This is a genomic window from Sulfuricaulis sp. (assembly GCF_024653915.1).
Taxonomy (GTDB): Bacteria; Pseudomonadota; Gammaproteobacteria; order Acidiferrobacterales; family Sulfurifustaceae; genus Sulfuricaulis.
On record NZ_JANLGY010000026.1, the window covers coordinates 56,233 to 82,192 of the forward strand.

Below are 25,960 nucleotides of genomic sequence, written 5' to 3' on the forward strand. Positions count from 1 at the left end.
ACCAACTTCGTCACTCGGGTAGATTGATAAATGGAGATCCCAGCACCCTTCCGTTCCCTGGAAAGGCAGATTTACCCCGGCCGCCGCTGTAGCAGCAGGCCGTAAACACGCTCAACCACCCCGGAAATGTCGAGCTGAGAGGTATCCAGAATGCACGCATCTTGCGCCGGCTTGAGCGGTGAAACCGCCCGCCCGGCGTCGCGCGCATCGCGCTCACGGATCTCGTCCAAAAGCCGCGGGAGGTTAACATCGAATCCCTTGTCTATCAACTGTTTATACCTCCTCTCGGCACGCACTTCAGGGCTGGCAGAAAGATATACCTTAAGTATCGCGTCCGGGAACACAGTCGACCCCATGTCCCGGCCGTCCGCGACCAGGCCGGGCAAGCGGCGAAACGAGTGCTGTTTCTGCAACAGGGCGCTGCGTACTTCGGGGATGGCCGCCACGATCGACGCCAGCTTGCCGCTCTCTTCCGTCCGCAGCTGGTCACCGATATCCCCGCCATGCAGCAACACGGCCGCGGCACCGCCGTCGGTCCGGGGCACAAACCGGATATCCATGGATGTCGCCAGACGTGCCAGTGCCGGTCGGTCTTCGAGACTGACACGCTCCCGCGTAGCCACTACCCCCACGACCCGGTAGAGGGCTCCGCTGTCGAGAAAGTGCCAGCCGAGCCGCTGCGCCAGGATTTGTCCTACCGTACCCTTGCCGGAACCTCCAGGACCATCAATGGCCAGCACTGGTGCCTTGGCCGCCACGATCATCGCCCACCCTGCACTTCTATCGACAGTCCCGCGCGCTTCGCCAGCGGCGCAAAACCCGGAAACGAGGTATCCACGTTCTTGCAGTCACGCACCGTGACCGGACCAGCGGACACGAGACCCGCCATGGCAAAAGACATGGCAATACGGTGATCACCGTGGCTGTCGATCTCACTGCCCTGCAGCCGCCCACCTTTAATGAGGATGCCATCCGGGGTTTCGCGGGCGTCGATGCCGAGGTGTTTCAGGCCCTGTGCCATCACCGCAATGCGATCCGATTCTTTTACCCGTAATTCATGCGCACCCGTCAGAACGGTTTCTCCCTCGGCACAGGCAGCAGCAATAAAGATCGCCGGGAATTCGTCGATGGCCAGCGGCACCTGATCTCCCGGAATTCTAATGCCGTGCAACTTGGCAGCGCGCACGCGGATGTCCGCGACCGGCTCGCCGCCCACTTCGCGTGGGTTCAACAATTCGATATTGGCACCCATGAGCTTCAGAATATTGATCACGCCGATGCGCGTGGGATTAATGCCGACATGCTCCAGCACCAGGTCGGAACCGGGCGCAATGCTGGCGCCGACAAGAAAGAAAGTGGCAGAAGAAATATCCGCCGGGACATCGATGTGGCAGGCCTTGAGTTTACCATCGCCACGCAGACTGATGCGCGCGCCTTTTGTCTGCACGTCATATCCGAAACCGCGCAGCATGCGCTCGGTGTGATCGCGCGTGGGCGCGGGCTCGGTAATCACCGTTTCACCTTGTGCGTACAACCCTGCAAGCAACAGCGAGGATTTCACCTGCGCGCTGGCCACCGGCATGTGGTACTCAATCCCGCGCAGCTTCTGACCACCTTTGATTCTCAGCGGTGGCCGGTCGCCTTCCGCCGCCTGGATGACAGCACCCATGCGGCAGAGCGGATCGGCCACACGCTTCATCGGTCGTTTGCTCAGAGATTCATCGCCGATAAGTTCCGAGTCAAAATTCTGGCCTGCCAGAATGCCAGCCATCAATCGCATGGCCGTACCGGAATTGCCCATGTCGAGCGCACTTTGGGGAGTCTTTAAACCATGCAAGCCCGCGCCGTGTATAACCAGACTTCCCTGTTCAGGGCCTTCGGCACGCACGCCCATGACGCGGAAGGCGGCCAACGTGGACAACACGTCCTCGCCATCCAACAGGCCGGTGACGCGTGTTTCGCCCTCTGCCAGTGAACCCAGCATGACCGCGCGATGCGAAATGGATTTGTCGCCCGGCACGCGGACGCGGCCGATCAACTTGCCACCAGGCTGGGTCACATAATCAATCATAATTGGAAGAAATTTGTATGAACATTTGACGCAAAGACGCGAAGGCGTAAAGAAAAACAAACCAAAATTCTAAATATTTTTTCTGATTTACTTTGCGTCTTTGTGCCTTTGCGTCAAAACTTCTTATTTAACCCATCGCGCGCATGCTTGGCGCGCGTGAACGTATTAACCAGCCACTTGCCATCACCCTTCTCGATGGCTTTCACCAGTGCGCCGAGATCGGTGTGATACTGGCGCAATGCGTGCAACAAGGCGTCCCGATTGGCAAGACAGATGTCACGCCACATCACCGGGTCGCTCGCCGCGACACGCGTGGCGTCGCTGAAGCTGCCGGCGGAGTTTTCCATGATGGCGCGGTAATCGTCGTGCCGCACCACCATGTCGACCAGGCAGTAGGCCAGCATGTGCGGCAAATGACTGCTCACCGCCAGGATGCGGTCATGGTCCGTCGCCGTAAGCGAAACCACCTCGGCACCGGCCGCCTCCCACATGGCGCGCACATGCATAAGTGCATCGGTATCCGTATCGGCTTCAGGCGTCAGAATCACGCGCCGACGCTGGAACAAGTCCGGTAGCGATGCCGCGACACCCGATTGTTCCGTGCCCGCCAGCGGATGTCCCGGAACGAAATGGGTGAAACGTGAACCCAGCGCCGCGCGTGCCGCCGTAATGACGCTGCCTTTGACGCTGCCAACATCGGTCACCACGGAATCGTCCGGCAACACCGGGCCGAGCGTGTTCAAAATATCCGCCATGTTCCCCACCGGAACAGCCAGCACAATCATGTCGGCGCCGCGCACCGCATCCGGCAATGAGACTTCCGCGCGGTCTATCACGCCGAGTTCCACTGCCTGCTGCAGATTGCCGATGCTGCGACCGTAGCCGATGATCTCGCGCGCCTGGCCGGCGTCGCGCAACGCGCGCGCCAGCGAGCCGCCGATGAGACCGATGCCTATTATGCATAGCTTGTTAATCATTTCTGGGTGCTGATTGCTTTTTTCAGGGCATTGATAAATCTTTCATTTTCTTCGGGCAGACCGACGGTGATGCGCAAATGATTGGGCATGCCGTATTCGGCTACCGACCGGACGATCACGCCCTGACGCATCAGGGCCTCGTTCACCGCTTTCGCAGGATTCTTTAAATCCACGCAGATAAAATTTCCGGCGGAAGGAATATGCGCCAGTCCCATCTCCGTGAAGGCCGTGATCAGCAGGCGCATCCCATCGCGGTTGTTCTGCACGGCGCGTTCAACGTGCGTCCCATCCTCCAGCGCCGCCACGGCAGCGGCCAACGCCACGCTGTTCACGTTGAACGGCGGACGCACACGATTCAGAACTTCGGCCACCGCCGGGCTGGATATGCCATAGCCCACGCGCAATCCGGCCAGTCCGTGAGCCTTGGAAAAGGTGCGCGTGGTGACAAGATTCGGGTATTTCGCGGCCCAGGTGATGGTGTCGGGATATTCCCGTTCCCCGGCGTACTCGAAATAGGCCGCATCCACCGCCACCAGCACATGCGCCGGAAGCGCTCTGATGAAATCCTCCAGCTCGTCGGACTTGAGCCAGGTGCCTGTAGGGTTGTTCGGGTTGGCGATGAAAATCAGGCGCGTGCGCGAATTAACTGCCTGGCGCATGGCCGCGAGGTCATGGCCCCAGTTTTTTGCCGGGGTAATCACGGCTTTGGCGCCGACCGCGCGCGTCACGATGGGGTAAAGCGCGAAGGCGTGCTCGGAAAAGACGACTTCGTTTTCCGGCAGCACAAAGGCGTGCGCCAGAAATTCCAGAATGTCACTCGAGCCGTTGCCAAGCGTAATGCCGTCCGGCCTGACGCCATGTTTTTTCGCCAAGGCTTTTTTCAACGCAAAACCGCTGCCATCCGGGTAGCGGTGGATACCCGTCAGGGCATCGCGTGCCGCCGCCAGCGCGCGCGGATTCGGTCCGAGAGGATTTTCGTTGCTCGCGAGCTTGATCGCGCCGGTGACGCCGTACTCGCGCTCCAGTTCCTCGATCGGCTTGCCCGGCTTGTACGGTTCAAGCTCCCTCACGCCGGGCGTGGCGAGATCAAGGATTCGATTATTCATAAAGAAAATTCACCGCAAAGGCGCAAAGAACGCAAAGAAGAATTGAATATTAAAAACAAATATTCATTCTCGCTTTTACTTAACATTTATTTTGTTTTCCTTTGCGATCTTTGCGTCTTTGCGGTAAAAGTTCTTACAGCACGGCCTTGGGATAGGAACCGAGCCGTTTCAGGAACGCTGCTTCTTTTTCCAGATCGGCAAGCGCCTTGGCGACCTTGCGATCCTTCATGTGGCCGTCAACATCGACGAAGAAGACGTACTCCCACATGCTCTGGCGCGAGGGGCGCGACTCAATGCGCGTCATGTTGATCTTGTTCTTTGCCAGCGGCGCCAGCAAGCGTTGCAACGCGCCGGGGCGGTTGCGACTCGACAGCAGCAGGCTGGTCTTGTCGTTGCCACTCGGAGCCGTGTCGAGCGTGCCTATGACGAGGAAGCGCGTAGTGTTGTCCGGGCGATCTTCTATATTGCTGGCGAACATGTGCAATCCATAAAGCTGCGCCGCGGTATCGCCGGCAATCGCGAGCGTGCCGACATCCGCCGCCGCGAGCCGCGCCGCCTCGGCATTGCTCGCCACCGACACACGCTTCACACCCGGCAGGTTGGCATCCAGCCACTCGCGGCACTGCGCCAGCGATTGTTGATGCGATGCCACACAATTCGCGCCGCTGAGGTCGTTGCCTTTACCGAGCAGGTGATGATGGATGCGCAGCGCCACTTCGCCGCAGATTTTGAGCGGCGAAGCCATGAACATGTCGAGCGTATGATTAATGACACCTTCGGTGGAGTTCTCGACTGGCACCACGCCGAAATGGGCGCTGCCCGACTCAACCTCGCGGAAGACTTCGTCGATGGCCGCGAGCGGCACGGTTTCCACGGCGTGGCCGAACTGTTTGAGCGCGGCCTCCTGGGTGAAGGTCCCTTCCGGCCCGAGAAACGCAATGCGCAGGCGCGATTCCAGCGCCAGGCAGGCAGACATGATTTCGCGAAACAACCGCGCCATGGCCTCCTCCGAAAGCGGCCCTTGATTGCGCTCCAGCACCTTGCGCAACACCTCGGCTTCGCGCTCCGGGCGGTAATAATTATTACTCCCTTCCTTCTGCTTGATTGCGGCGACCGCCAGCGCCAGCCGTGCGCGTTCGCTGATCTGCGCCTGAATTTTTACATCCAGCGCGTCGATCTGTTCACGCAATTTGTTTATTTGCGCGTCGGCCCCGCCGGTTTTGCTCTTTTTGGTCATGTCCTCAGATGATGCGCGCCATCAGTACGCCGTTGATGCCCGCGATCTTCTGGCGTACGTCTTCCGTCACGGGACTGTCGAGATCCACCACGGTGTAGGCGTAGTCGCCGCGCGAGCGGTTGACCATGTCGTGAATGTTCAGCTTGGAATTACCCAGCGTCTCGGAAATCAGGCCGAGCATGTTGGGCACGTTGGCATTGGCCACCACCAGGCGATGTTTCGTCTCGCGCGCCATCACCACGTCCGGGTAATTCACCGCGTTGCGGATATTGCCGTTCTCAAGAAAATCCTTCACCTGCTCCGCCACCATGATGGCACAGTTGTCCTCGGCCTCGGCGGTCGAGGCTCCCAGATGCGGCAGCGTAATCACGCGCTCGTGATTTTTCAGGAGGTTGCTCGGGAAGTCGCACACGTAGCCATAGACCTTGCCGGCCTTGATGGCGGCGCTGACCGCGGCATCGTCCACGATGCCCTCGCGCGCAAAGTTGAGGATGATGACGCCATCCTTCATGGCCTTGAGGCGTTCGGCGTTGATCAGATTCTTGGTGGCATCGATCAACGGCACGTGGAAGGTTACAAAATCCGCCGCGCGCAACGCCTCTTCCACGCTGTTGGCCTTCTTCACGTCGGCCGACAACTGCCACGCACCTTCCACGGTCAGGCCCGGGTCGAAGCCGACCACCTTCATGCCAAGCGCGATGCCCATGTTGGCGACGTTGCGCCCGATGGCGCCGAGGCCGATCACCGCGAGCGTGCGCCCGGGCAATTCGAAACCGGCGAAATTCTTTTTTCCCGCCTCGACTGCCTTGCCGATCTCGGGATCCGAGCCGGACAGACCACGCGCAAATTCCCATGACGCGGGGATATGGCGGCAGGCCAGCAGCATGCCAGCCAGCACCAGTTCCTTCACGGCATTGGCGTTGGCGCCGGGCGCGTTGAACACCGGTATGCCCATCTTGGTCAGCTTGTCGACCGGGATGTTGTTCACGCCTGCGCCGGCGCGGCCGACGGCCTTGAGCGACTTCGGCATTTCCATGTCGTGCATCTTGAACGAGCGCAGCAGGATGCCGTCCGGCTCCTTCGCGTCGGTCGAAACCTGGAACTGCTCTTTGGGCAGACGCGCCAGTCCGAGCGGCGAGATATTATTGAGTGTCAGTATCTTGTACATGTTTCAACCCTGCTTCTTCATGAAATCCTGCATGTAAACGATCAACGCATCAATGCCGGCTTCGGGCATGGCGTTGTAGATGGAAGCGCGCATGCCGCCAACCGAGCGATGGCCCTTGAGCTGCACCAGCCCCGCGGCCTTGGTACCCTTGAGGAAAGGCTCGTCCATTGCCGCGTCCTTCAGCGTGAAAGGCACATTCATCCACGAACGGCTGTGTTTTTCCACCGGGTTTTTGTAGAACCCGCCGCTGGCATCGATGAAGGCATACAGTTTTTCGGCCTTGCGCTTGTTGATTTCAGCCATGCCCTTGAGACCGCCCTTTTTCTTGAGCCAGTCGAACACCAGCCCGGCGATATACCAGCCATAGGTCGGCGGGGTGTTGTACATGGAACCGTTTTCGGCGTGGATCTTGTAATCGAACATCGAGGGGGTGCTGGCCGCGGCACCACCGATCAAGTCCTCGCGCACGATCACGATGGTCAGTCCGGCCGGGCCGATGTTCTTCTGCGAGCCGGCGTAAATAATCCCGAACTTCGTCACGTCTACCGGGCGCGACAGGATGGTCGAGGACATATCCGCCACCAGCGGAACATTGCCGGTCTGCGGCACGAAGCTGAACTCGACGCCACCGATGGTTTCGTTCGGCGTGTAGTGCAAATAGGCCGCGTCCGGATCGGTCTTCCAATCCTGTTGCGGTGGCACGGTGCTGAAGTTGGTCGCTTCCGATGTCGCGGCGACGTTCACGCCGCCGAATTTTTTGGCTTCCTTGATCGCTTTCTTCGACCACTCGCCGGTGTTGATGTAGTCGGTGGATTTCTTGCCGCGCAGCAGGTTCAGCGGCACCATGGCAAACTGCGCCGAGGCGCCACCTTGCAGGAACAGCACCTTGTAGTCCGCCGGGATGTTCATCAGCTCGCGCAGATCGGCCTCGGCCTTCTCGGCGATGGCGATGAATTCCTTGCCGCGATGACTCATCTCCATCACCGACATGCCGCTGCCGTGCCAATCGTTCAACTCGGCTTGCGCCTGCTTCAACACTTCTTCCGGTAACACCGCCGGGCCCGCACTGAAATTAAATACTCTTGCCATTTCGTATTACACCTTTTGTATATGATTTATCACCGCAGAGATCGCAGAGGACGCAGAGAAAAGAGTTTAGAATTACCCATCAATTCTCTGCGCACTCTGCGGTAAGATTTATTACTCATCTTCTTCCGACTCAGCCACGCGTTCGAGACCGGCGAGATGTTCGCCTTCTTCGGTGCCGATCAAGCGCACGCCCTGGGTATTGCGTCCGACAATGGAGACTTCCTTCACGCGCGTGCGGATCATGGTGCCGCCGCTCGTAATCAACATCGCCTGATCTTCGTCGCCGACCACGCAGGCGCTGACCACGGCGCCGTTGCGCTCGTTCACCTGAATCGAGATTACGCCCTGACCGCCGCGGCGATGCTTCGGGTAATCATCGAGCGGCGTGCGCTTGCCGAAACCGTTCTTCGTCGCCGTCAGCACCGAGGTGGCATTGCCGACCTTATCGGGGCAAGCGATGATCAGCGCGATCACCGACTGGTCCTTTTTCAGCATCAGGCCGCGCACACCCTTGGCCGTGCGTCCCATGGGCCGCACGTCGTCCTCGGCGAAACGCACCACCTTGCCGGCATCGCTGAACAGCAGAATATCGCACTTGCTGTCGGTCAGGCCGACGCCAATCAATCGGTTGCCGGTTTTCAGCTCGATGGCGCGGATGCCAGTGGAGCGCGGGCGCGTGAATTCAACCAGCTCGGTTTTCTTGACCGTGCCGTCGGAGGTGGCCATGAACACGTAGCCGCCCTTGTCGAAATCCTTCACCGTCAGGATGGCGCTGACGTGCTCGCCCTCTTCCAGCGACAGCAGGTTGACGATGGGCTTCCCGCGCGCGCCGCGCCCGGCCGTCGGAATCTCGTATACCTTCTTCCAAAACACCTTGCCCAGGCTGGTAAAACACAGAATCGTGGCGTGGGTGTTGGTGATCAGCAATTTGTCGACAAAATCCTCTTCCTTCATGCTGGTCGCGGTCTTGCCGCGGCCGCCGCGTTTCTGGGCACGGTAGGCCGTGAGCGGCTGGGACTTGATGTAACCCGCGTGTGACAACGTCACCACCACGTCCTCATCGGCGATCAGGTCTTCCATGCTCATGCTCACGCGGCTCTGCACAATTTCCGTGCGGCGCTTGTCACCATACTGTTCGAGGATCGCGAGCAACTCCTCGCGGATCACCTTCATGAGACGTTCGGGGTTTCCCAGAATGTCGAGCAGGTCGGCGATGGTCTTGAGAATGTCGCCGTATTCGCTGCGCAGCTTTTCCTGCTCCAGCCCGGTCAGGCGATGCAGCCGCAGATCGAGAATCGCCTGCGCCTGCGTTTCCGTCAGGCGATAGCCTTTAGCCGTCAGACCGAAGACCTTGTCCAATCCTTCCGGCCGCGTCAGGTCGGCGTCACCGGCTGACAGCATCTTGGTCACGAGCTTGGCCGGCCAGCTACGCGCCAGCATTTTCACGCGCGCCTCGTCCGGGTCCTTGGCCGCCTTGATGAGCGCGATCATCTCGTCAATACTCTCCAGCGCCACCGCCAGGCCTTCCAGAATATGGGCGCGATCGCGCGACTTGCGCAGATCGTAGATGGAACGGCGTGTGACCACTTCGCGCCGGTGGCGCAGGAAGCACTCGAGCAGTTCCTTGAGGTTGAGCAGGCGCGGCTGACCGTTGACCAGCGCCACCGCGTTGATGCCGAACACGCTCTGCATTGACGTGTGTTCGTACAGGTTGTTCAGGATCACGTCGGCGACCGCGCCGCGCTTGAGGTCGATCACCATGCGCATGCCGGACTTGTCCGACTCGTCGCGCAGTTCCGAGATGTCCTCGATCTTGCCTTCGTGCACCAGCTCGGCGATGCGCTCCAGCAGCATCGCCTTGTTCACCTGATACGGCAGCTCGGTGACGATGATGGATTGGCGCCCGCGTTTGTCGTCGGTCTCGATCTCCACCCGCGCACGCACGTACACGCGCCCGCGCCCGGTGCGATAGGCCTCGTGGATGCCGTCGACGCCGGTGATAATCCCCGCCGTCGGAAAATCCGGGCCGGGAATAATCTTTATCAATTCATCGATGGTCGTCTCCGGCTTATCGATGAGCGCGACACAGGCATTGATGACTTCGTTCAGATTGTGCGGCGGGATGTTGGTCGCCATGCCGACGGCGATGCCCGAAGATCCGTTGATCAGCAGGTTCGGCAACCGCGCCGGCATCACCAGCGGCTCGTGCTCGCTGCCGTCGTAGTTCGGCCCGAAGTTGACCGTTTCCTTGTCGAGGTCGGCCAGCATCTCGTGCGCGATGCGCGCCATGCGGATTTCGGTGTAACGCATGGCCGCCGGGGCATCGCCGTCGACCGAGCCGAAGTTGCCCTGGCCTTCGATCAGCATGTAGCGCAGCGAGAAATGCTGCGCCATGCGCACGATGGTGTCGTACACCGCGGTGTCGCCGTGGGGATGGTATTTACCGATGACGTCACCGACCACGCGGGCGGATTTCTTGTAGGGCTTGTTCCAGTCGTTGTTGAGCACGTGCATGGCGAACAACACGCGCCGGTGCACCGGCTTCAAGCCGTCGCGCACATCCGGCAGCGCCCGCCCCACGATCACGCTCATGGCGTAATCGAGGTAGGAGCGTCGCATCTCGTCTTCGAGATTGACCGGGATGGTTTCTTTGGCGAATTGTTCCATAAGAAATCAGTTACCCTATCCTGGGTAACTTATTGATAAGTAACTGATAAGTAATTGTTTTTCTGCCTGTCTCGGGACCGGAATAAGAGCGGAATTCTAGCATGCCTACCCCCCTAACTGCACTTAAAAACCGGGGGCGGAAACAGCGCGAGAGGCGCTAAAAACAGGCTTGTTTAAGGCTACTTTTTCATCAGCGCGAGCATCTTGTCGCGGGTGGGGTTCGTGACCACGCCTTTTTCGGTCACGATGGCGTCGATCAAGTCGGCGGGAGTGATATCGAAGGCCGGATTCCAGGCCTGCGCGCCCTCGGGGGCGGTGCGGATGCCGCCAAAGTGGAGCACTTCGGCTTCGGCCCGGGTCTCGATGGGGATCTTACTACCGTCGAGCGTGTTCATGTCCACGGTGCTGGTGGGCGCCACCACCATGAACTTCACCTTATGGTAGCGCGCCGCCACGGCCGTCATATAAGTACCAATCTTATTGGCAACATCACCATTGGCGGCGATACGGTCTGCACCCACGATCACCCACGCCACCTTGCCCTGCTTCATTAACCAGGTCGCGGCGCTGTCGGCGATGAGCGTGGCCGGAATGCCCTCCTGCACCAGCTCCCACGCCGTCAGGCGCGCGCCCTGAAGCCAGGGGCGGGTCTCGTCGGCGAAGACATGCTTAATACGTTTGGCCGCATAACCGGCGCGCACCACGCCTAGCGCCGTGCCATAACCACCCGTTGCCAGCGCTCCGGTGTTGCAGTGCGTCAACACCCCGCTGTCTTTTTCGATCAGCGCCGCGCCCAGTTCGCCCATGCGCCGGTTGGCGGCGATGTCCTCGGCGTGAATGCGCTGCGCTTCCGAAAGCAGCCGCATCACCGGATTGCCCGGAATACCGGCATTGATAAGCCCGCGCATATGCTCCACCGCCCAGCGCAGGTTCACCGCCGTCGGCCGCGCCTTGGCAAGTAATTCCAGGTCCGGCTGTATCGCCTTCTGCCATCTGGTGGGGTTTTCCTTGTACCAGTCCCGCGCAGCCAGCACCACGGCATAGGCCGCCGTGACGCCGATCGCCGGCGCCCCACGCACCACCATGTCCGTGATCGCCTTGGCACTTTCCGGGAGATGATCGAGATAAAGATGTTCGAATTTGTCGGGGAGAATGCGTTGGTCGATAAGCTTCAACCGGCCGTTTTCCCATTCGACCGCGCGGATTTTGTCGTAGGCGATTTCGTTGGGGGCGGGTGTGCTCATGGGGGCGAAGTATAAACGGGGTCAATTCACAATTCTTGCTAAAATTAGCGAAAACTTTAATCAGACCCGAGTTTTCTTATTTAGCACCGAGATATGTTGCCCATTGTGGGCTCGTACCAAATGCTTTAGACCCAAATCTCGTTGCGTCTGCGCTTTGAATATCACCATCTTGCGGTAGATGCTCCAGCAATTCGAATTTGAGTATAAGTGGATGAAACTTCTCATATCCAAACTCACTCAGTGAGTTGAAAAATAGCAGGAAAAGTTCCGCACTCGATAACTGAGCACGAATGATGTTTGTGTAGAACTTCTTATTCTGTACAGTACTGTCATTAATATACTTAACAATCTGATAGAGATTTCTAAAGTAGTGGCCAAGAACTTCGTGTGCGTGCGTGAGGTAATATGTTTTATACCGCTCTTCTATTGGCCCTCCTTTCGTGGGATTTTTTAAATACGCCACTAGAAAATCATTCTTAATCCCTGAGAAGCACTCCTTACCTTGAAAAACACGCACTCCTAAAACACTGCTGTAGGAAAAGGAGCCAACTATCTCATTATGTAAGGTAAGCATCTGAAAGAAAGCGTTCTCAAAAGCTTGCCGTTCAAGTTGAAGCTTTTGTCCTTCAAGTTCCTTGCGTGTTTCTGTTAGTTCCCGCCTCTGTAATTCAAGCTCTGTACGTTGAAGAAAGATTGTGTAAATAATTCCCGCGAATGCTAGACCAGCAAAAAGCGCGTTCACTGCGCCAAACATGTCACCGAAAGTTCCTCGATCTGCTCGGCCATAGAGCAGAATTCCGCCGAGAGTCCAGACTACTAAAACAATGAGCATAAGAAACCCCAAAGTTTTAATACCTGTCTTGGGCGTATTCTGATCGCTAGCCATAAGTATGTGACATTTATGAAATTCAGTTTCTGAGAAAAATGATACGCGCTTTCTGAGAACAGGTTACTTGAACGTGAAAGGTTAAGTTTATTTTTTTCTACTCCGACCCTTTGATTATTTTATCTAAAACTGTGCTCTGGCCTCAATTTATAAACTTCGTTATAGAAGTCGAGGAGTTAAGTGCCGTGAATCCTTGGCAAGAAATTCACGAACAATATAGTCAGACCATGCTTCATGTAACTTTTTACCTTCGACATCTATTGCAAGTTCATCCAGTGTTGCAAAACTACCACTAAGTGATGTTCCTCTTCTTTCGAAGAACTCCGAATTACTTAAAGCTACGGCGACATCATCAGTCATTGCGCGCCACTCATGAACTATCGCCACATGTTTTGATGACCTTTCGCCAACATCTACGTAAATAGCTCCAAGAGGCTTTAATGCAGATGCCTGCACTCGAAGACGCAGCTCTTCCTCAAGTTCACGCACCATACATTGAGAAATAGATGAGCCACCAACAGCATCTTCTTTTCTTACGTGGCCACCAGCCCAGATAACAACCTTATCATGGAGGAGATCATCTGTTTGTTTCTCACGTCTCCGTAATCTCAACACATCACCGCTTGCGTTCCGAACCACTACAACAGGCAAAGCTTGCACACGAGTATTATCTTTCTCAACATCTGAACGTGGTAGATACTCACCTTTTGATTCATACAGATGAATTAATTCTTTAGTGCTGTCCACATGAATGCAGTCACCGGTCTTGAAAAAAGCTGATACGTGACTTTTTGGAAGCGTAAGAACATCTTCGCTGATCTGTTCCTCAATAACGCCTAGAATAATATCTACGACTTTTTCTGCGGTGCGTTTTGGATCAACCTGAATAGCGCCTTGTGATGTATTTATCTCATATATACGAAATTTATCCTTCATACGCTCAGCGGTACGCTTAGTAACTTCAAGCATTTCGCCTAATACTTTTTCATTCATAATAGAACCCACGGTGCCAACAATTGGAAGAAGGCCCTGCTCACGCTTCATTGCATCTTTAGGTGAAACAGTCATGAGAAATACCGCAGTGATACGTTTTCGCCAATCATTTTGTGTGATGAATTGTTCAATAGCCTCTCGCTCGTCTGCACGAAGCCTCTGTAATTTTTCCAACAATTCAAGCCAGCAAATTGTGTCAAATATACCGCGGTCCAGAATTAGAATTTGAGGGTCATCTGGACGTGGAGGATTCTGGGTCTTTTCTAAAATCTGAGATAAGGTTGTACATGCTGTCCATATATTAAAGTTGGCATGCTTTTTATCTCTGATAGGACAAACTGAAGCTCGTTCTACGACTACCTCTGCACGAAATCCGCATCTCCTTAAAAAAGCATGTACTTGTGACAATGTTGTAGTTTTACCAGCTTTCGGTACGCCTGCGAATTCGAGCACAATGGGGATACGTGCAGCATCTCTAAACCTTTGTGCTGCTCTTTCCGCTCGTGCTTGTAAAGCAGACTTCACCATAGCCTACACTCCTTGTGGGGTCTCGTCTTTCAAAACACCGCCAAAGTTAACCAGTACACAACTTTTACGTATCGCAATTAAATAGCGCGCGTGTTAGAAGTAAATGATTAGTATCCGCTATAAAAGCTCTCCTTGGATAAGTTTTGCGCCCGGTATTATTTCTAAGACTCTGGCTACTTCATAGTGCGTGTTGACAATCTCACTGTCATAGCCATATGAGATTTCTTCACGAAGCACAACTCGCAATGAGTCTCCAGGTTGTACGCTGACTTGCCGAGTTTGAAATTTCGTAAGCCAAGAGTCGTCAAATATTTTTGCTTCGATTTGATGTCCTGCATACTTAAATCCCCACATAGTATCACTCAAGTAGTCAGGCTTTTTTACTTTAAGAATTCGCTCACCTTCACTCCGTATAATATTCTGAGTGATCAGTTCACGAACAATCTGAGGTGAAATTGAAAGGCTGCGGTTATACTGAGATGCACCCTCAGAGCTTATGAATGTTGCGCTATCTTCTTGCTGTAAGTTAGATAATGCATCACGGACTGCATTGATATCTGAAAGAAGACTAGCTGTTTCTACTGGGGCATAGGCTGGAAGTAACTTAATATCGGATTGCTCTGCAAGATTGTGAATATCGGTCTCAAGTTGCTTCACTTCCTCACGATTCTTAATTTCTTTCCGGTCTGAACACCAATTAATGATTTTGTGTTTTGCTTTAAGAAGAAAGTGTCCAATAATCTTTTTCGTTTCGCCATGTTTAAGCGCTTCATCCAGCAATTCTTCGATAACCGTTTTGAGTTTTGATTTTAACGAACCTGTCTCAACATCTTGCAGGACGAGAGTAGTACGTACTTTCGTGCTAAGGACAGCGGCAAGGTGGGTGTCGAGAAGTTGTGTAGATTCGATGAGACCAGCCATTGCTCGAAATATGCGCGATGGGTCACCCTCACCTCGCACAAAATCAACCTTGATTTCAATAAAATCGTTATCCGCAACCATGTTTTTATTAGCTTCTTTCTTAAAGATAATTGAATCTCTAGAACATCATATTTGAACCTCATGTGCCATGAGTCAAGCAAGGTAAAAATGCTGTTGCTCCAAGCCCCGTATGGCGCGCCCGAGCATCGCCAGCCTCGGGCCGAGCAAAAGAAATGGGCCTGCCCGCGGTGCGGAAACCGCCCTTAGCTGTTCATCATCGCCGAAGGCGATACAAAACCGTCCCCTCTCCCTCACCCTCTCCCCCAAGGGGAGAGGGAACAAAACTTACGTTATACTCCCCCCCGCCTAAATTAAAAACCGCCCCATGCAAACCATCGACACCTTAATAAACGCCCGCTGGGTGATTCCCGTCGAACCCGACGGCACGACACTAGATCACCACAGCATCGCCGTCCACGGCGGCAAGATCGTCGAAGTCCTGCCCACCAAAGACGCCGCCAAGAAATATCGCGCTACGGAAACGGTCGAGCTCAAGCAGCATGCCGTGATCCCCGGCCTGGTAAACGCGCACACCCATGCCGCCATGAGCCTGTTCCGCGGGCTGGCGGACGATCTGCCGCTCATGGACTGGCTGAACCATCACATCTGGCCGGCGGAAGCGAAGTGGGTCAGCCCCGATTTCGTGCGCGACGGCACCGAGCTCGCCATCGCCGAGATGCTGAAGAGCGGCACCACTTGCTTCAGCGATATGTACTTCTTCCCCGACGTCACCGCACGCGTGTGTCACGACGCCGGCATGCGTGCCTGCATCGGGCTGATCATGATCGACTTCCCCAGCGCCTGGGCACAGAACGCCGATGAATACCTGCATAAGGGGCTCAAGCTGCACGATGAGCTGCGCAACAGCGAACTCATCACCACCGCCTTCGCTCCGCACGCGCCTTATACAGTCTCGGATGCACCATTCGAAAAAATCCGCATGTACGCCGACGAGTTGGATATTCCGATCCACATGCACGTGCACGAAACCGCGCATGAGGTGAGTGAAGGACAGAAACAGCATGGCATGCGTCCGCTGGCCCGCCTGGCGAAACTCGGCCTGCTCGGCCCGCGCCTAATCGCGGTGCACATGACCCAGCTGCTGCCGGAGGAGATCAAGACGCTGGCGCAGGACAATGTCAGCGCGGTGCACTGCCCGGAATCCAATCTCAAGCTCGCCAGCGGCTTCTGCCCGGTGCAGGCGCTGGTCAAGGCCGGCGTGAACGTGGCGCTCGGCACCGACGGTGCGGCCAGCAACAACAGCCTCGACATGCTGGAGGAAATGCATATCGCCGCCTTGCTCGCCAAGGGCGTGAGCGGCGATGCCACCGCGATCCCGGCGCATATGGCACTGCGCATGGCGACGCTGAACGGCGCGAAGGCGCTCGGGCTGGAGGCGCGCATCGGCTCACTCACCGCCGGCAAGGCGGCAGATATTACGGCCATTGATCTTTCCGCCATCAGCAGCCAGCCGGTGTACGAGCCCTTGTCGCAGATCGTCTATGCCACCACGCGCAACCAGGTCTCGGACGTGTGGGTCAACGGCAAGCACCTGCTCGCGAATTACCACTTGGCCGGAATCGACGAAGCTGCCCTACGGGACAAGGCCGTCGAATGGAGTAATAAGATAAGAGCCTGAACCGCGGAGAACACAGGGTTCGCAGAGAAAATGAAGAATTGAGAGTACAATATTTTTATTTCTCTGCGTGCTCTGCGCCCTCTGCGGTGAATATTTATATGACCCATACCGCCCAAAACGTCGATCCCGAAGAAATCGCCAAGTTTGAATCCCTGGCGGCGCGCTGGTGGGACCCACACAGCGAATTCAAGCCGCTGCACGACATCAACCCGCTGCGCCTCAACTATATAAATGATCGCGCCGGGCTCAAGGGCAAGACTGTGCTCGACATCGGCTGCGGCGGCGGCATTCTCTCGGAGAGCATGGCGGAGAAAGGCGCCAACGTCACTGGCATAGACCTCGGCGACGCCCCGCTCGCGGTGGCCAAGCTGCACTTGAAAGAATCCGGACAGAAGGTCGATTACCGCAAGATCAGCGCCGAGGATATGGCGCGCGAGAAGCCGGAATCCTTCGACATCGTGACCTGCATGGAAATGCTGGAGCATGTCCCCGAACCGTCCTCCTCGGTCGCGGCCTGCGCCAAACTGGTCAAACCCGGCGGCAAGGTGTTCTTCTCCACCATCAACCGTAATCCGAAGTCATGGCTGCTCGCCATTGTCGGCGCCGAGTACGTGCTGAACATGCTGCCCAAGGGCACGCACGAATACATGAAATTCATCAAGCCCTCGGAGCTGGAACAGTGGGCGCGGCGCGCGGGGCTGTCGGTGCAAGAGTTCATCGGCATGCACTACAACCCGCTGACGCGTCAGTACCGCCTCGGGCGCGGCGTGGACGTCAACTACATCGCCTATTCCACGCGCGGTGAGTAAGGCCTTCAAAAACTATTTCTACCGCCAAGACGCCAAGAGAGCAGAATAATTTGTTTGAAAAACTTAGCGTACCTGACATCTTGGTGCTAAATATCCATAGTCTTTGCAGGGCGGTCAAAAGCGAAGCAAAGCGCACCGTTGGTACATTCGGTACGCTTCACTGATGCTCAGTAAATCCAACGTCATACTGTTTCTTGGCGTCTTGGCGCCTTGGCGGTAATTACTAATAGTTTATTTACAATGGCTTCCAAAATCCGCACGGTGTTGTTCGATCTCGACGGCACGCTGGCTGACACCGCGCCGGACTTGGCGCATGCGCTGAACGTGCTGCTGATCGAGGAAGGCAAGCGGGCGCTGCCTTACGACATCATCCGCCCCGAGGTGTCGCACGGGGCCTCGGCGATGGTGACGCTCGGTTTCGGTCAGAAACCGGGTGATTCCGATTTCGATCGCCTGCGTCAGCGTTTCCTTGTGCTGTATACCGAAAATCTTTGCCGCCACACGCGCCTGTTCGACGGCATTCCACCTCTGCTGCAAGCGCTCAAGAAACAAGGCATGAACTGGGGCGTGGTCACGAACAAGCCGACGTTTCTCACCGATCCGTTGATGGCGCAGCTCAATCCCCAGCCCGCGCCCATCTGCGTGGTCAGCGGCGACACCGTGCCCAATCGCAAGCCGCATCCGGAGCCGATGCTGCACGCCTGCACCGCGGCCGGCAGCCGTCCGGAGCAATGCCTGTACGTCGGCGACGCCGAGCGCGACATCCTGGCCGGACGACATGCCGGCATGAAGACGCTCGTGGCGCTGTTCGGGTACATTAACGGCCATGAAACCCCCGATCGCTGGGGCGCGGACGGCATGATCCGTGCGCCGGGCGATATTCTGGACTGGCTGAAACAGCATGAGTAACGCCGTCACACTTATTATTGTAAGCATCGTCATCCTGCTGGCGGGCGCGCTGGGCTGGTTCGTCTCGCGCCTGCGCAACCAGAAGCAGCTCACGGAACTCGCCATCACGCTCGAACTGGAACGCAAGGCGGCACAGGAAAAGCTTGCCGGCCTCGAACAAACCTTTATTGCGCTGTCCAATCGCGCGCTCAAGGAAAACAACCAGACTTTCTTGCAACTGGCGCAGGAATCGCTCAAGCAATTCCACGTGCAGGCCAAGGGCGATCTTGAGCTGAAGGAAAAAGCAGTCGAGAACCTGATCAAGCCGGTGCGCGAGGCCTTGGAAAAAACCGAGCAGCAAATCCGCATGATGGAGAACGATCGCAAGGAAGCCTACGGCTCACTCACCAAGCATCTCGAAACCATGGTGCAGACACAGCAACTGCTGCAAGGCGAAACACGCAATCTGGTGCAGGCGCTGCGCCGCCCCGAAGTGCGCGGCCAATGGGGCGAGATGACGTTGAAGCGCCTCGCCGAGCTGGCCGGTATGGTCGAGCACTGCGATTTCTACGAACAGGAACACACGGACACGGATGAAGGCCGCCTGCGTCCCGACATGATCGTGCGCATGCCGGACGGACGCGAAATCGTGGTGGACGTAAAAACCCCGCTCGATGCCTATCTCAGCGCGGTCGAGGCCACTGACGACGATACGCGCCGCAAGCATCTGGAGCATCACGCGCGCAAGGTGCGCGAGCGCGTGCGCGAACTATCGAGCAAGGCTTACTGGACACAATTCAAGAACGCGCCGGACTTCGTGATCCTGTTCATCCCCGGCGACCAGTTTCTGGGCGCCGCGCTCGACATTGATCGCAGCTTGCTGGAAGACGCCCTGAAACAGAAGGTCATTCTCACCACCCCGACCAGCTTCGTGGCCCTGCTACGCGCCGTGGCCTACGGCTGGCGTCAGGAAAGCCTCACGGCCAACGCCGCTCACATCCGTGATGTCGGCGAAGAACTGTACAGCCGGCTCGCCACCTTCAGCGAACACCTCTTGAAGCTCGGCCGCAGCCTCAACAGCACGGTGGCGGATTACAACAAGACCGTGGGATCCTTCGAGGCCAAACTGCTCCCGGGGGCGCGCAAGTTCTCGGAAATGGGTGTGGGCGGGGACAAGGCACTGGAAGAGCCCGAGCGAATTGAGAAGGCGGTCCGGGACGTACAAGAGGTTTAACCGGCCCAATGGCCGGGCGGCAGCGTGCTATATTTTTAGCTGACATGGCTCATTCCGGGCGATGCTGACACGATAGCCGTGAAGCCAGAAAAATCCCAGACGACTGACCAGCTCCCACTCCTGCTGCTGGTGGAAGACTCCCCGACAACCACGGCGTTGCTGTCGAAATACCTTGGCAACAATTATCGTTTGCTGCACGCGAAAGATGGCGTGATGGCCTGGGAGACGCTTGAAGCCAACCCGGAGATTGTCCTCGTCATCACCGACATTCACATGCCGAACATGACCGGGCATCAATTGCTGGTGAAGATTCGCAAAAGCGAGGACGCCCGCCACAAGAACCTGCCGGTCATCGTCATGACCACCGCCGAGGACAACGTCGATCGCAACCTGGCCTTCCTCAATGGCGCCAACGATTTCATTACCAAGCCCATCGATGAAATGGAAATGGTGGCGCGCGTCAACGTGCATTGCCGGCTGGCGCGCACCATCCGCGAGCTGGAAGCGAGCAGGCATGCGTTGGCGGAACAAGCCACCACGGATTCACTCACCAGGCTCAGGAATCGCCGCGCTTTCTTTGAGAACGGCGCCAAGGCGCTGGTCATGGCGCGCCGCTATGTGTCGGACCTGTCGGTGATCCTGCTGGACATCGACCACTTCAAGAAAATCAACGATACCTACGGGCACTCGATCGGTGACGACGCGCTGGTCCTGGTCGCGCAAATCCTGCTGGACATGTCGCGCACCGAGGATACGGTGGCGCGCATCGGCGGCGAAGAATTCGCCATGCTGCTGCCGGACGCCAATCGCCTCGGGACGGCGGTGCTGGCGGAACGCACCCGTTCCGCCATCGAACGCGAACAATTTATCTTCGGCGACAAGATTATTCCGATCACCGTCAGTATTGGTATCGCCTCGCTGAGCGTGGATCCGGCGGAGAGCATCGATCAACTGCTGGGGGTGGCGGACAATCGCCTGTATCTCGCCAAGAACTCGGGGCGCAACCGGATCTGTGTCAATGACGAGGGCAAAACCACTTTCGGCTAATACCCTCGCCCGTAGCCTATTTAGAGAATTTTTCCTTCACCGGCTTGGTGGCGTCGTGGATCGCTTCTTTGGTGTCTTTCAACAACTCGCCCGTGCGCTCCTTGACCTGCGCGGCGATGTCCGGCTTGGCGGCAAACGGGTTGCTGAGTAGCGGCACGTCCTTGCCGAAATTGATGCCGAGCGGAAAGGCAACAATCAGGCCGACGGCTAATCCAATAATAAATTTCTTCATAGCGCCCTCTTTGTCGTGAAACACGCCTGATCATAAACAACACCGTCGCCCTTGGCCACTGTGCTGGCAGACGGCATGCGATACAATCGGCACACTTTTCTGCATCCGACAATGCATTACACCGATGCCGGCTTATACACCTGCCCCCAACCTGCTCGCCTCTCGACGCATCCTGATCACCGGCGCCGGTGACGGTATCGGCCGCGCGGCGGCGCTCACCTGCGCGCAACACGGTGCCAGCGTCATCTTGCTCGGGCGCACCGCAAAGAAACTGGAAAAAGTGTACGACGAGATTGAACGCCAAGGCTGGCCACAGCCGGCGATCCTGCCGCTCGATCTGGCCACGGCCACGCCCTCGCACTATGAACAGTTGGCGCAGACCGTCGAAAAGGAGTTCGGACAGCTTGACGGCCTGCTGCACAATGCCGCCGATACCGGCACCCTGACGCCACTGGAACACTACACGCCCGAAATGTGGTTCCGCGTAATGCAGGTGAATCTGAATGCCGCCTGGCTGCTGACGCGTGCCTGCCTGCCGCTGCTGAACAATTCCACGGATGCCTCGATTGTATTCACCACGGCCGACGTCGGCCGGAAGGGCCGCGCCTATTGGGGCGCTTACGGCGTCTCCTGCTTCGGGTTGGAAGGCCTGATGCAGATACTTGCGGATGAGCTTGCCTCTGCCGGGCGCGTCCGCGTCAACAGCCTCGACCCCGGCGCGGTCCGCACCGGCCTGCGCTCGCGCCTCTATCCCGGCGAGGATCGCGACACCCTGCCGACACCGGAAAGTCTCGCGCCGGCCTACCTGTATCTGCTTGGCCCGGACAGCCGCGGTGTCAGCGGCCGGGCGCTGAGTTCCCGGGATCTGCCCGCCTAAGCCTGCCTTAAAGCGCATAACGATCAGCGCCCTGCCTGCCTTCCCTCCGGCACCGACAAACTGCCGTTCCCCGGTTTTGTGTGGCCGTAATGGCCTTTTTTTGGTAGCGTTATTCGGTCCAGAATCATAAGAAAACAGGAAATGTCGCCCTCGCCCAGCGATTGCCCTGTTGCGAATGAACCCGGTGACGCCATGACTCGACATACCAGCAAGTCAGGGTGCTGCCGTATCGGAGGAGGCTATCTAATGAACAAGAAAATTCCACGGGCGCGTTTGCTTGCCTGTGCCTGCTGCATGGCCATCTCGGTATCCGCGCTGCCGGCTTACGCCGACTGGAAACCCGAACTCGTCGTCCCGTCAAAAGGCGCCTTTGGAGCCTCCGAGACCATCCGCATCAGCCTCCCCAAGCTGCCGACGGGAACCCTGCCACGACTGATGCTGGAACTGGATGATTTCGACGTAACCGGCATGGTGTCGCGCGAAGGCAATCACGCTCTCTTCACACCGCCTCAAGCGATGAGTTACGGCCAGCATCAATTGCGCCTGGTCGAGCACGCGGCCGATGGCAGCATCATCGAGCGCGGCGTCTGGACGCTGGACGTGCGCAAGAATTCCGCCTTTCGCGAGGCCGACCTGAACGCCAACGTGACGCTGAACTTTGTGCGACGCGTGTCGGACGACAATCTCGTTGACGCGCCCAAGCGCAATCAGGCCAATGGCGCGGCCCAGCTTCAGGGCGCGGTCGCCGACGGCAACTGGCGCCTCGGCGGCAATGCCGACATTCTTGCCAACAGTCAGGAAACCCAGTTGCCGCGCTCCAAGCACAAAGTGGATGTGGGAAATTTCCTGCTCACCGGCACGGCCGGCGATTTCAGCGTCAACGCCGGCCACCACGCCATCGCGCCGGAGAGTCTGGTGATGCAGGGCTTCAACCGCCGCGGCGTGTCGGCCGGCTACGCCTCGCCGGAAACGGGCGCCGCCGTCAGCGGCTTCGGTCTGCGCACGCAGGACATCTACGGCGCGCAGGAAGGTTTCGGAATCGGCGATTCAGAAAATCGCATTGACGGCATCACCGCCTCGCTGCGGCCGCTCGCCTCCGACCGCGACGCGCTGCTGATCGCGGCCACCTATCTCTCGGGCGAGGGTCCGGACCAGATCGGCACGAGTATCGGCGGCGACACAACAGTCTCCGGCGGGCGCTCCAGCAGTTTCATCGCCGATGGCAACCTGCTCGACAGGCGCCTGCGTCTGCGCGGCGAGGTCGCCCGCACGCACTTCGACTCCGACGGTAAAGGCCGCGACACCGACCTCGACGGCGTCATTGACTCCAACCTGTCCGCCGAGAAGAGCCGCGCCCACACGGCGCTGGTCATGTTCTCGCCGTGGCAGCAGAAGATCGTCATGGACCAGCCCATGGCCGCCAGCATCGGCATCGAGAAGCGGCGCATCGGAACATTTTTCCGCAGTCCGGCCAACCCCTCGGGCGTCGCCGACCGTCAGGCCATCCGCAGTTTCGTCAACTTTGACTGGTTCGGGTTGAACGCCCAGGCCTCACTCGGGCACGAGACCGACAACGTGGACGATCTGATCCTGCTGCCGCGCACCGAAACCACGCAGGGTGTGGTTTCGCTGACCTACACGCCGCTGCAAACGCCAACCGCCGACGGCCAGTTGCCGCCGCCGGCCTGGTACGGCCAGCCGACCTATAATGTCACCCATGTGGACGTGGACCAGGGCGTGGAAAAGGCGACAGCCGGCCTGGCGAGCGGCGCGCTGCATGCCACGCGCAACACCACCTTGAGCGCGATGTTCAACTACAGTACCTGGAGCTGGTCCGCCGTACATACTTTCGGCAAGGACATTGACTACATCAATGCCGGCCCGGACACGGAGAACAAGACCACCCAACTGGCCGCCAACCTGCGTATCGGCGAGAAACTCTCGCTCAACCCCAACCTGCAATTCAACGAAGTCATCAACAACGACAGCCGCACGCTGGATTCGGAAACCGTATCCGCGGGACTGAGCCTGGGCTATGCCTTCAGCCAGCGGGTCAACGCCAATCTGGGTTACAGCGCCAACCGCCAGCAGGTGCAGGACGGTTCCGTCAACATCCGGACGCACGACATCACCGGCAGCCTTGGCTGGATGGTGCAGCCGGCGCAGGGCCTCAAACCCGGCGTCGCGCTTTCCCTCGAAGGCCAGTATCACGACGCGGAAGATCGCGTCACTACCAGCAACGATGTGGAAAACTATCAGGTATTCCTGAAGGCATCGGTATCCTGGCAGCCGGGATACTGAAAAACAGAATGAACCGGCATTAGGCCGCCAACGACACAGATTCCGAGGTGACAACCATGATGCATGCACTATCTCTCTTTCGAGCCATAATCCTTGGCCTGGCCCTGTTCAGCAGCGCGTTCGGCCCACCGGCGCATGCGTCTATCAGCAGCATCACGTCCACACCCGGCAGCGCCAGGGTTCCCCTCGGTGGTTCCGCCACGATAACCATCACATGGAATGTCACGGTGAATGACGGCCCGGTGGCGCGTTCGCCCAGCGGCGTCTTCCGTAGCAGTGTTGACGCAACACTGCTGGGAACTGTTTCCACTTCCCTGAGCAAGCCCGCTGCCGCCGGCACCACCGCAGTGATCACGGAATCGCTTCTGGTTCCGGCCGATGTGATCTACCGGGCACACAAAATGGGCCTGACCAGTTTTACATATTTTCGTGACTTCGAAGATGATGGAACGTTGTCAGGACAGCCGGGGTTTGTCACGATCAATATTGCCTCCTCTGCCGCCGCCGGCTTCAGTGTCTCGCGCCTGGCGCTCGCCTTCGACAACGGCGCGCCGGTGCGCGTGCTCGGCATGAAAGAACCGATACATGCGCTGGCCGAAATCAGTTTCTCGGGCAGCGGCCTGGTGCAGGGAGTGTGGGAAGTCGCCGGTCCGTCGAGCACTTCCGGTCAACCGGTCTATCGCACCCTGAATCCGGTGCGCCAGTACCTCACCGGCGGCAGCCCGCAAACCCTGCGCAGTCCCAACCTGCCGACCGACAGCTCGGGCTTTTATCTGGTGCGGTTCCGCATCACCGATCCGGTGCCCGGTTTCGAACAACCGGTGCTGCGCTACTTCGTCAGCAGCGGCAAACCGGGAGAGGTGCTACCAATCGTACCCATCGGGATCGTGCTGCCGGCACACCAGAGCCTGCTGGCGCCGGATGACGTGTTCGCCTGGGAACCGATACGCGGCGCACGCGCCTACCAGCTCGAGGTGTACGCGGCCGCCCCGCAGGCCGGCGATTCGCTCCCGGATCTCGGTGGCGAAGCCACGACCAGGGCGCCCACCTTGCCCGCCACACCGCCCGTGACCGGCATGCTGGTGCCGGGGACACAGACAAAAACCACGCTGTCCGCCAGCGCGCGCACTCACCTGCCGCCGGGCGGCCGCTATCTGTGGCGTGTGCTCGCCATCGGCGGCGACGGCAGCATCGTCGGTGAGAGTCCAGTGCGGGAAATCCGCTTACCGTAAGCGGAATGTCGGGGGACAACATGAAGGAACGGCGGCCAACTGAGATTGATGATGCCGCGGGCCTTCTGACACGAATTGCCTCTGGCAACGAGCCGGCACTGCGCGAATTTTACCAGTCGTATCACAGACAGGTTTACGCCTTTGCCCTCAAGCGTCTGAGAGAGCCGGCGGATGCTGCCGACGTCTTGAACGAAGTCATGCTCGAGGTGTGGCGTTCCGCCGGCCGATTCGAGGGCCGCTCCAGGGCGCTAACCTGGGTTCTTGGTATCGCGCACCACAAGACCGTTGATCATTTCCGCCGCCGCAAAAACCATCCGCAGGACGAACTTGACGCCGAAATGGAAGACGAGAACAGCCCGACCGCATTCGACGTGTACGCCGGCGCGGAAAATGCATCGCTGCTGCGCCGCTGCCTTGACGGATTGTCTGAGATGCATCGCCAAATAATGCACCTTGCCTACTTCGAAGATTTGTCCTGCGAGGAAATTTCTGAAATTTCGGAATGTCCGGTCGGAACGGTCAAAACCCGAATGTTTCACGCGCGGCGTCTGCTCAAGCGCTGTCTCGGTGCGCTGGCCGAGGCAACAGGATGAACTGCGCCGTCCAGCGCCTGCCTCGAGCCCTGCAGTGCGTTCCGGTGTCGCGCGCCACCGGAACTCCAGTCCCAGCGCTTTGAACCATGCGTGCAGAGACGACGACATAACGGATGAACCGCGCCGTCCATCGCTTACCGCTTAATTATGAAGCCGTGAAG

22 protein-coding genes are annotated in these 25,960 nt (G+C 57.9%); 9 read left to right on the forward strand and 13 right to left on the reverse strand.

The features are described from left to right. Nucleotides 1-71 precede the first annotated feature (71 nt). From cmk to NUV55_RS12785, 12 genes are all read right to left on the reverse strand, one after another. A complete protein-coding gene (cmk, locus tag NUV55_RS12730; protein WP_296673554.1) occupies nucleotides 72-764 on the reverse strand; it encodes a (d)CMP kinase in 693 nt (230 codons plus the stop codon). Next, the gene (gene aroA, locus NUV55_RS12735; protein ID WP_367280425.1) at nucleotides 761-2,071 is read right to left on the reverse strand and encodes a 3-phosphoshikimate 1-carboxyvinyltransferase; all 1,311 of its coding nucleotides are present in this window, start codon (nucleotides 2,069-2,071) and stop codon (nucleotides 761-763) included. Before aroA ends, cmk begins: the two co-directional genes overlap by 4 nt. A gap of 113 nt (nucleotides 2,072-2,184) precedes the next feature. After that, a complete protein-coding gene (locus tag NUV55_RS12740; protein ID WP_296673558.1) occupies nucleotides 2,185-3,048 on the reverse strand; it encodes a prephenate dehydrogenase/arogenate dehydrogenase family protein in 864 nt (287 codons plus the stop codon). Continuing rightward, the gene (hisC, locus tag NUV55_RS12745) at nucleotides 3,045-4,154 is read right to left on the reverse strand and encodes a histidinol-phosphate transaminase (RefSeq protein ID WP_296673560.1); all 1,110 of its coding nucleotides are present in this window, start codon (nucleotides 4,152-4,154) and stop codon (nucleotides 3,045-3,047) included. Before hisC ends, NUV55_RS12740 begins: the two co-directional genes overlap by 4 nt. A gap of 133 nt (nucleotides 4,155-4,287) precedes the next feature. After that, nucleotides 4,288-5,391: a prephenate dehydratase gene (gene pheA, locus NUV55_RS12750; protein WP_296673562.1), complete on the reverse strand. Its 1,104-nt coding sequence runs from the start codon at nucleotides 5,389-5,391 to the stop codon at nucleotides 4,288-4,290. A gap of 4 nt (nucleotides 5,392-5,395) precedes the next feature. Further along, nucleotides 5,396-6,559, reverse strand: coding sequence for a 3-phosphoglycerate dehydrogenase family protein (locus NUV55_RS12755; RefSeq protein WP_296673564.1), 1,164 nt, complete (start codon nucleotides 6,557-6,559; stop codon nucleotides 5,396-5,398). 3 nt (nucleotides 6,560-6,562) lie between these two features. Further along, the gene (gene serC / locus NUV55_RS12760) at nucleotides 6,563-7,648 is read right to left on the reverse strand and encodes a 3-phosphoserine/phosphohydroxythreonine transaminase (protein ID WP_296673566.1); all 1,086 of its coding nucleotides are present in this window, start codon (nucleotides 7,646-7,648) and stop codon (nucleotides 6,563-6,565) included. 111 nt (nucleotides 7,649-7,759) lie between these two features. Continuing rightward, nucleotides 7,760-10,315 carry a DNA gyrase subunit A gene (gene gyrA / locus NUV55_RS12765; protein WP_296673567.1) on the reverse strand — a complete coding sequence of 852 codons (2,556 nt, stop codon included), beginning with the start codon at nucleotides 10,313-10,315 and terminating at the stop codon, nucleotides 7,760-7,762. 179 nt (nucleotides 10,316-10,494) lie between these two features. Continuing rightward, complete coding sequence (mtnA, locus tag NUV55_RS12770) at nucleotides 10,495-11,559, reverse strand: S-methyl-5-thioribose-1-phosphate isomerase (RefSeq protein WP_296673568.1); 1,065 nt, start codon at nucleotides 11,557-11,559, stop codon at nucleotides 10,495-10,497. A 76-nt stretch (nucleotides 11,560-11,635) separates the two neighbouring features. After that, on the reverse strand, nucleotides 11,636-12,445 hold the full coding sequence (locus tag NUV55_RS12775) for a putative phage abortive infection protein (protein ID WP_296673572.1): 810 nt from the start codon (nucleotides 12,443-12,445) through the stop codon (nucleotides 11,636-11,638). A 159-nt stretch (nucleotides 12,446-12,604) separates the two neighbouring features. Beyond that, nucleotides 12,605-13,966 carry an NUDIX domain-containing protein gene (locus NUV55_RS12780; RefSeq protein WP_296673574.1) on the reverse strand — a complete coding sequence of 454 codons (1,362 nt, stop codon included), beginning with the start codon at nucleotides 13,964-13,966 and terminating at the stop codon, nucleotides 12,605-12,607. A 117-nt stretch (nucleotides 13,967-14,083) separates the two neighbouring features. Further along, a complete protein-coding gene (locus NUV55_RS12785; RefSeq protein WP_296673575.1) occupies nucleotides 14,084-14,968 on the reverse strand; it encodes a hypothetical protein in 885 nt (294 codons plus the stop codon). Nucleotides 14,969-15,272: 304 nt separating this feature from the next. Here NUV55_RS12785 and NUV55_RS12790 point away from each other — a divergent pair, with 304 nt between their 5' ends. The 5 genes from NUV55_RS12790 to NUV55_RS12810 all read left to right on the forward strand — a co-directional run bounded on the left by NUV55_RS12790 (nucleotide 15,273) and on the right by NUV55_RS12810 (nucleotide 20,564). Continuing rightward, on the forward strand, nucleotides 15,273-16,586 hold the full coding sequence (locus NUV55_RS12790; protein WP_296673577.1) for a TRZ/ATZ family hydrolase: 1,314 nt from the start codon (nucleotides 15,273-15,275) through the stop codon (nucleotides 16,584-16,586). 98 nt (nucleotides 16,587-16,684) lie between these two features. After that, nucleotides 16,685-17,395: a bifunctional 2-polyprenyl-6-hydroxyphenol methylase/3-demethylubiquinol 3-O-methyltransferase UbiG gene (ubiG, locus tag NUV55_RS12795; protein ID WP_296673579.1), complete on the forward strand. Its 711-nt coding sequence runs from the start codon at nucleotides 16,685-16,687 to the stop codon at nucleotides 17,393-17,395. A gap of 240 nt (nucleotides 17,396-17,635) precedes the next feature. Continuing rightward, nucleotides 17,636-18,304 (forward strand): HAD family hydrolase, encoded by a 669-nt coding sequence (locus NUV55_RS12800; protein ID WP_296673580.1) that lies wholly within the window; start codon nucleotides 17,636-17,638, stop codon nucleotides 18,302-18,304. Next, nucleotides 18,297-19,517, forward strand: a complete 1,221-nt coding sequence (locus NUV55_RS12805; protein WP_296673582.1) for a DNA recombination protein RmuC — start codon at nucleotides 18,297-18,299, stop codon at nucleotides 19,515-19,517. The genes NUV55_RS12800 and NUV55_RS12805 overlap by 8 nt, the downstream gene beginning before the upstream one ends. 78 nt (nucleotides 19,518-19,595) lie before the next feature. Then, nucleotides 19,596-20,564, forward strand: coding sequence for a diguanylate cyclase (locus NUV55_RS12810; protein WP_296673584.1), 969 nt, complete (start codon nucleotides 19,596-19,598; stop codon nucleotides 20,562-20,564). A 16-nt stretch (nucleotides 20,565-20,580) separates the two neighbouring features. On the opposite strand, the gene NUV55_RS12815 is transcribed toward NUV55_RS12810, so the two are convergent. After that, entirely contained in the window at nucleotides 20,581-20,796 is a 216-nt protein-coding gene (locus NUV55_RS12815; protein ID WP_296673585.1) for a hypothetical protein, read from the reverse strand. Between the two features lie 124 nt (nucleotides 20,797-20,920). Here NUV55_RS12815 and NUV55_RS12820 point away from each other — a divergent pair, with 124 nt between their 5' ends. The 4 genes from NUV55_RS12820 to NUV55_RS12835 all read left to right on the forward strand — a co-directional run bounded on the left by NUV55_RS12820 (nucleotide 20,921) and on the right by NUV55_RS12835 (nucleotide 25,799). Further along, nucleotides 20,921-21,673 (forward strand): YciK family oxidoreductase, encoded by a 753-nt coding sequence (locus NUV55_RS12820; protein ID WP_296673588.1) that lies wholly within the window; start codon nucleotides 20,921-20,923, stop codon nucleotides 21,671-21,673. 246 nt (nucleotides 21,674-21,919) lie between these two features. Beyond that, nucleotides 21,920-23,974, forward strand: a complete 2,055-nt coding sequence (locus NUV55_RS12825) for a hypothetical protein (protein WP_296673589.1) — start codon at nucleotides 21,920-21,922, stop codon at nucleotides 23,972-23,974. A 56-nt stretch (nucleotides 23,975-24,030) separates the two neighbouring features. Next, complete coding sequence (locus tag NUV55_RS12830; protein ID WP_296673591.1) at nucleotides 24,031-25,206, forward strand: hypothetical protein; 1,176 nt, start codon at nucleotides 24,031-24,033, stop codon at nucleotides 25,204-25,206. Nucleotides 25,207-25,226: 20 nt separating this feature from the next. Then, nucleotides 25,227-25,799: a sigma-70 family RNA polymerase sigma factor gene (locus NUV55_RS12835; RefSeq protein WP_296673593.1), complete on the forward strand. Its 573-nt coding sequence runs from the start codon at nucleotides 25,227-25,229 to the stop codon at nucleotides 25,797-25,799. The last annotated feature ends 161 nt before the right edge of the window (nucleotides 25,800-25,960 follow it).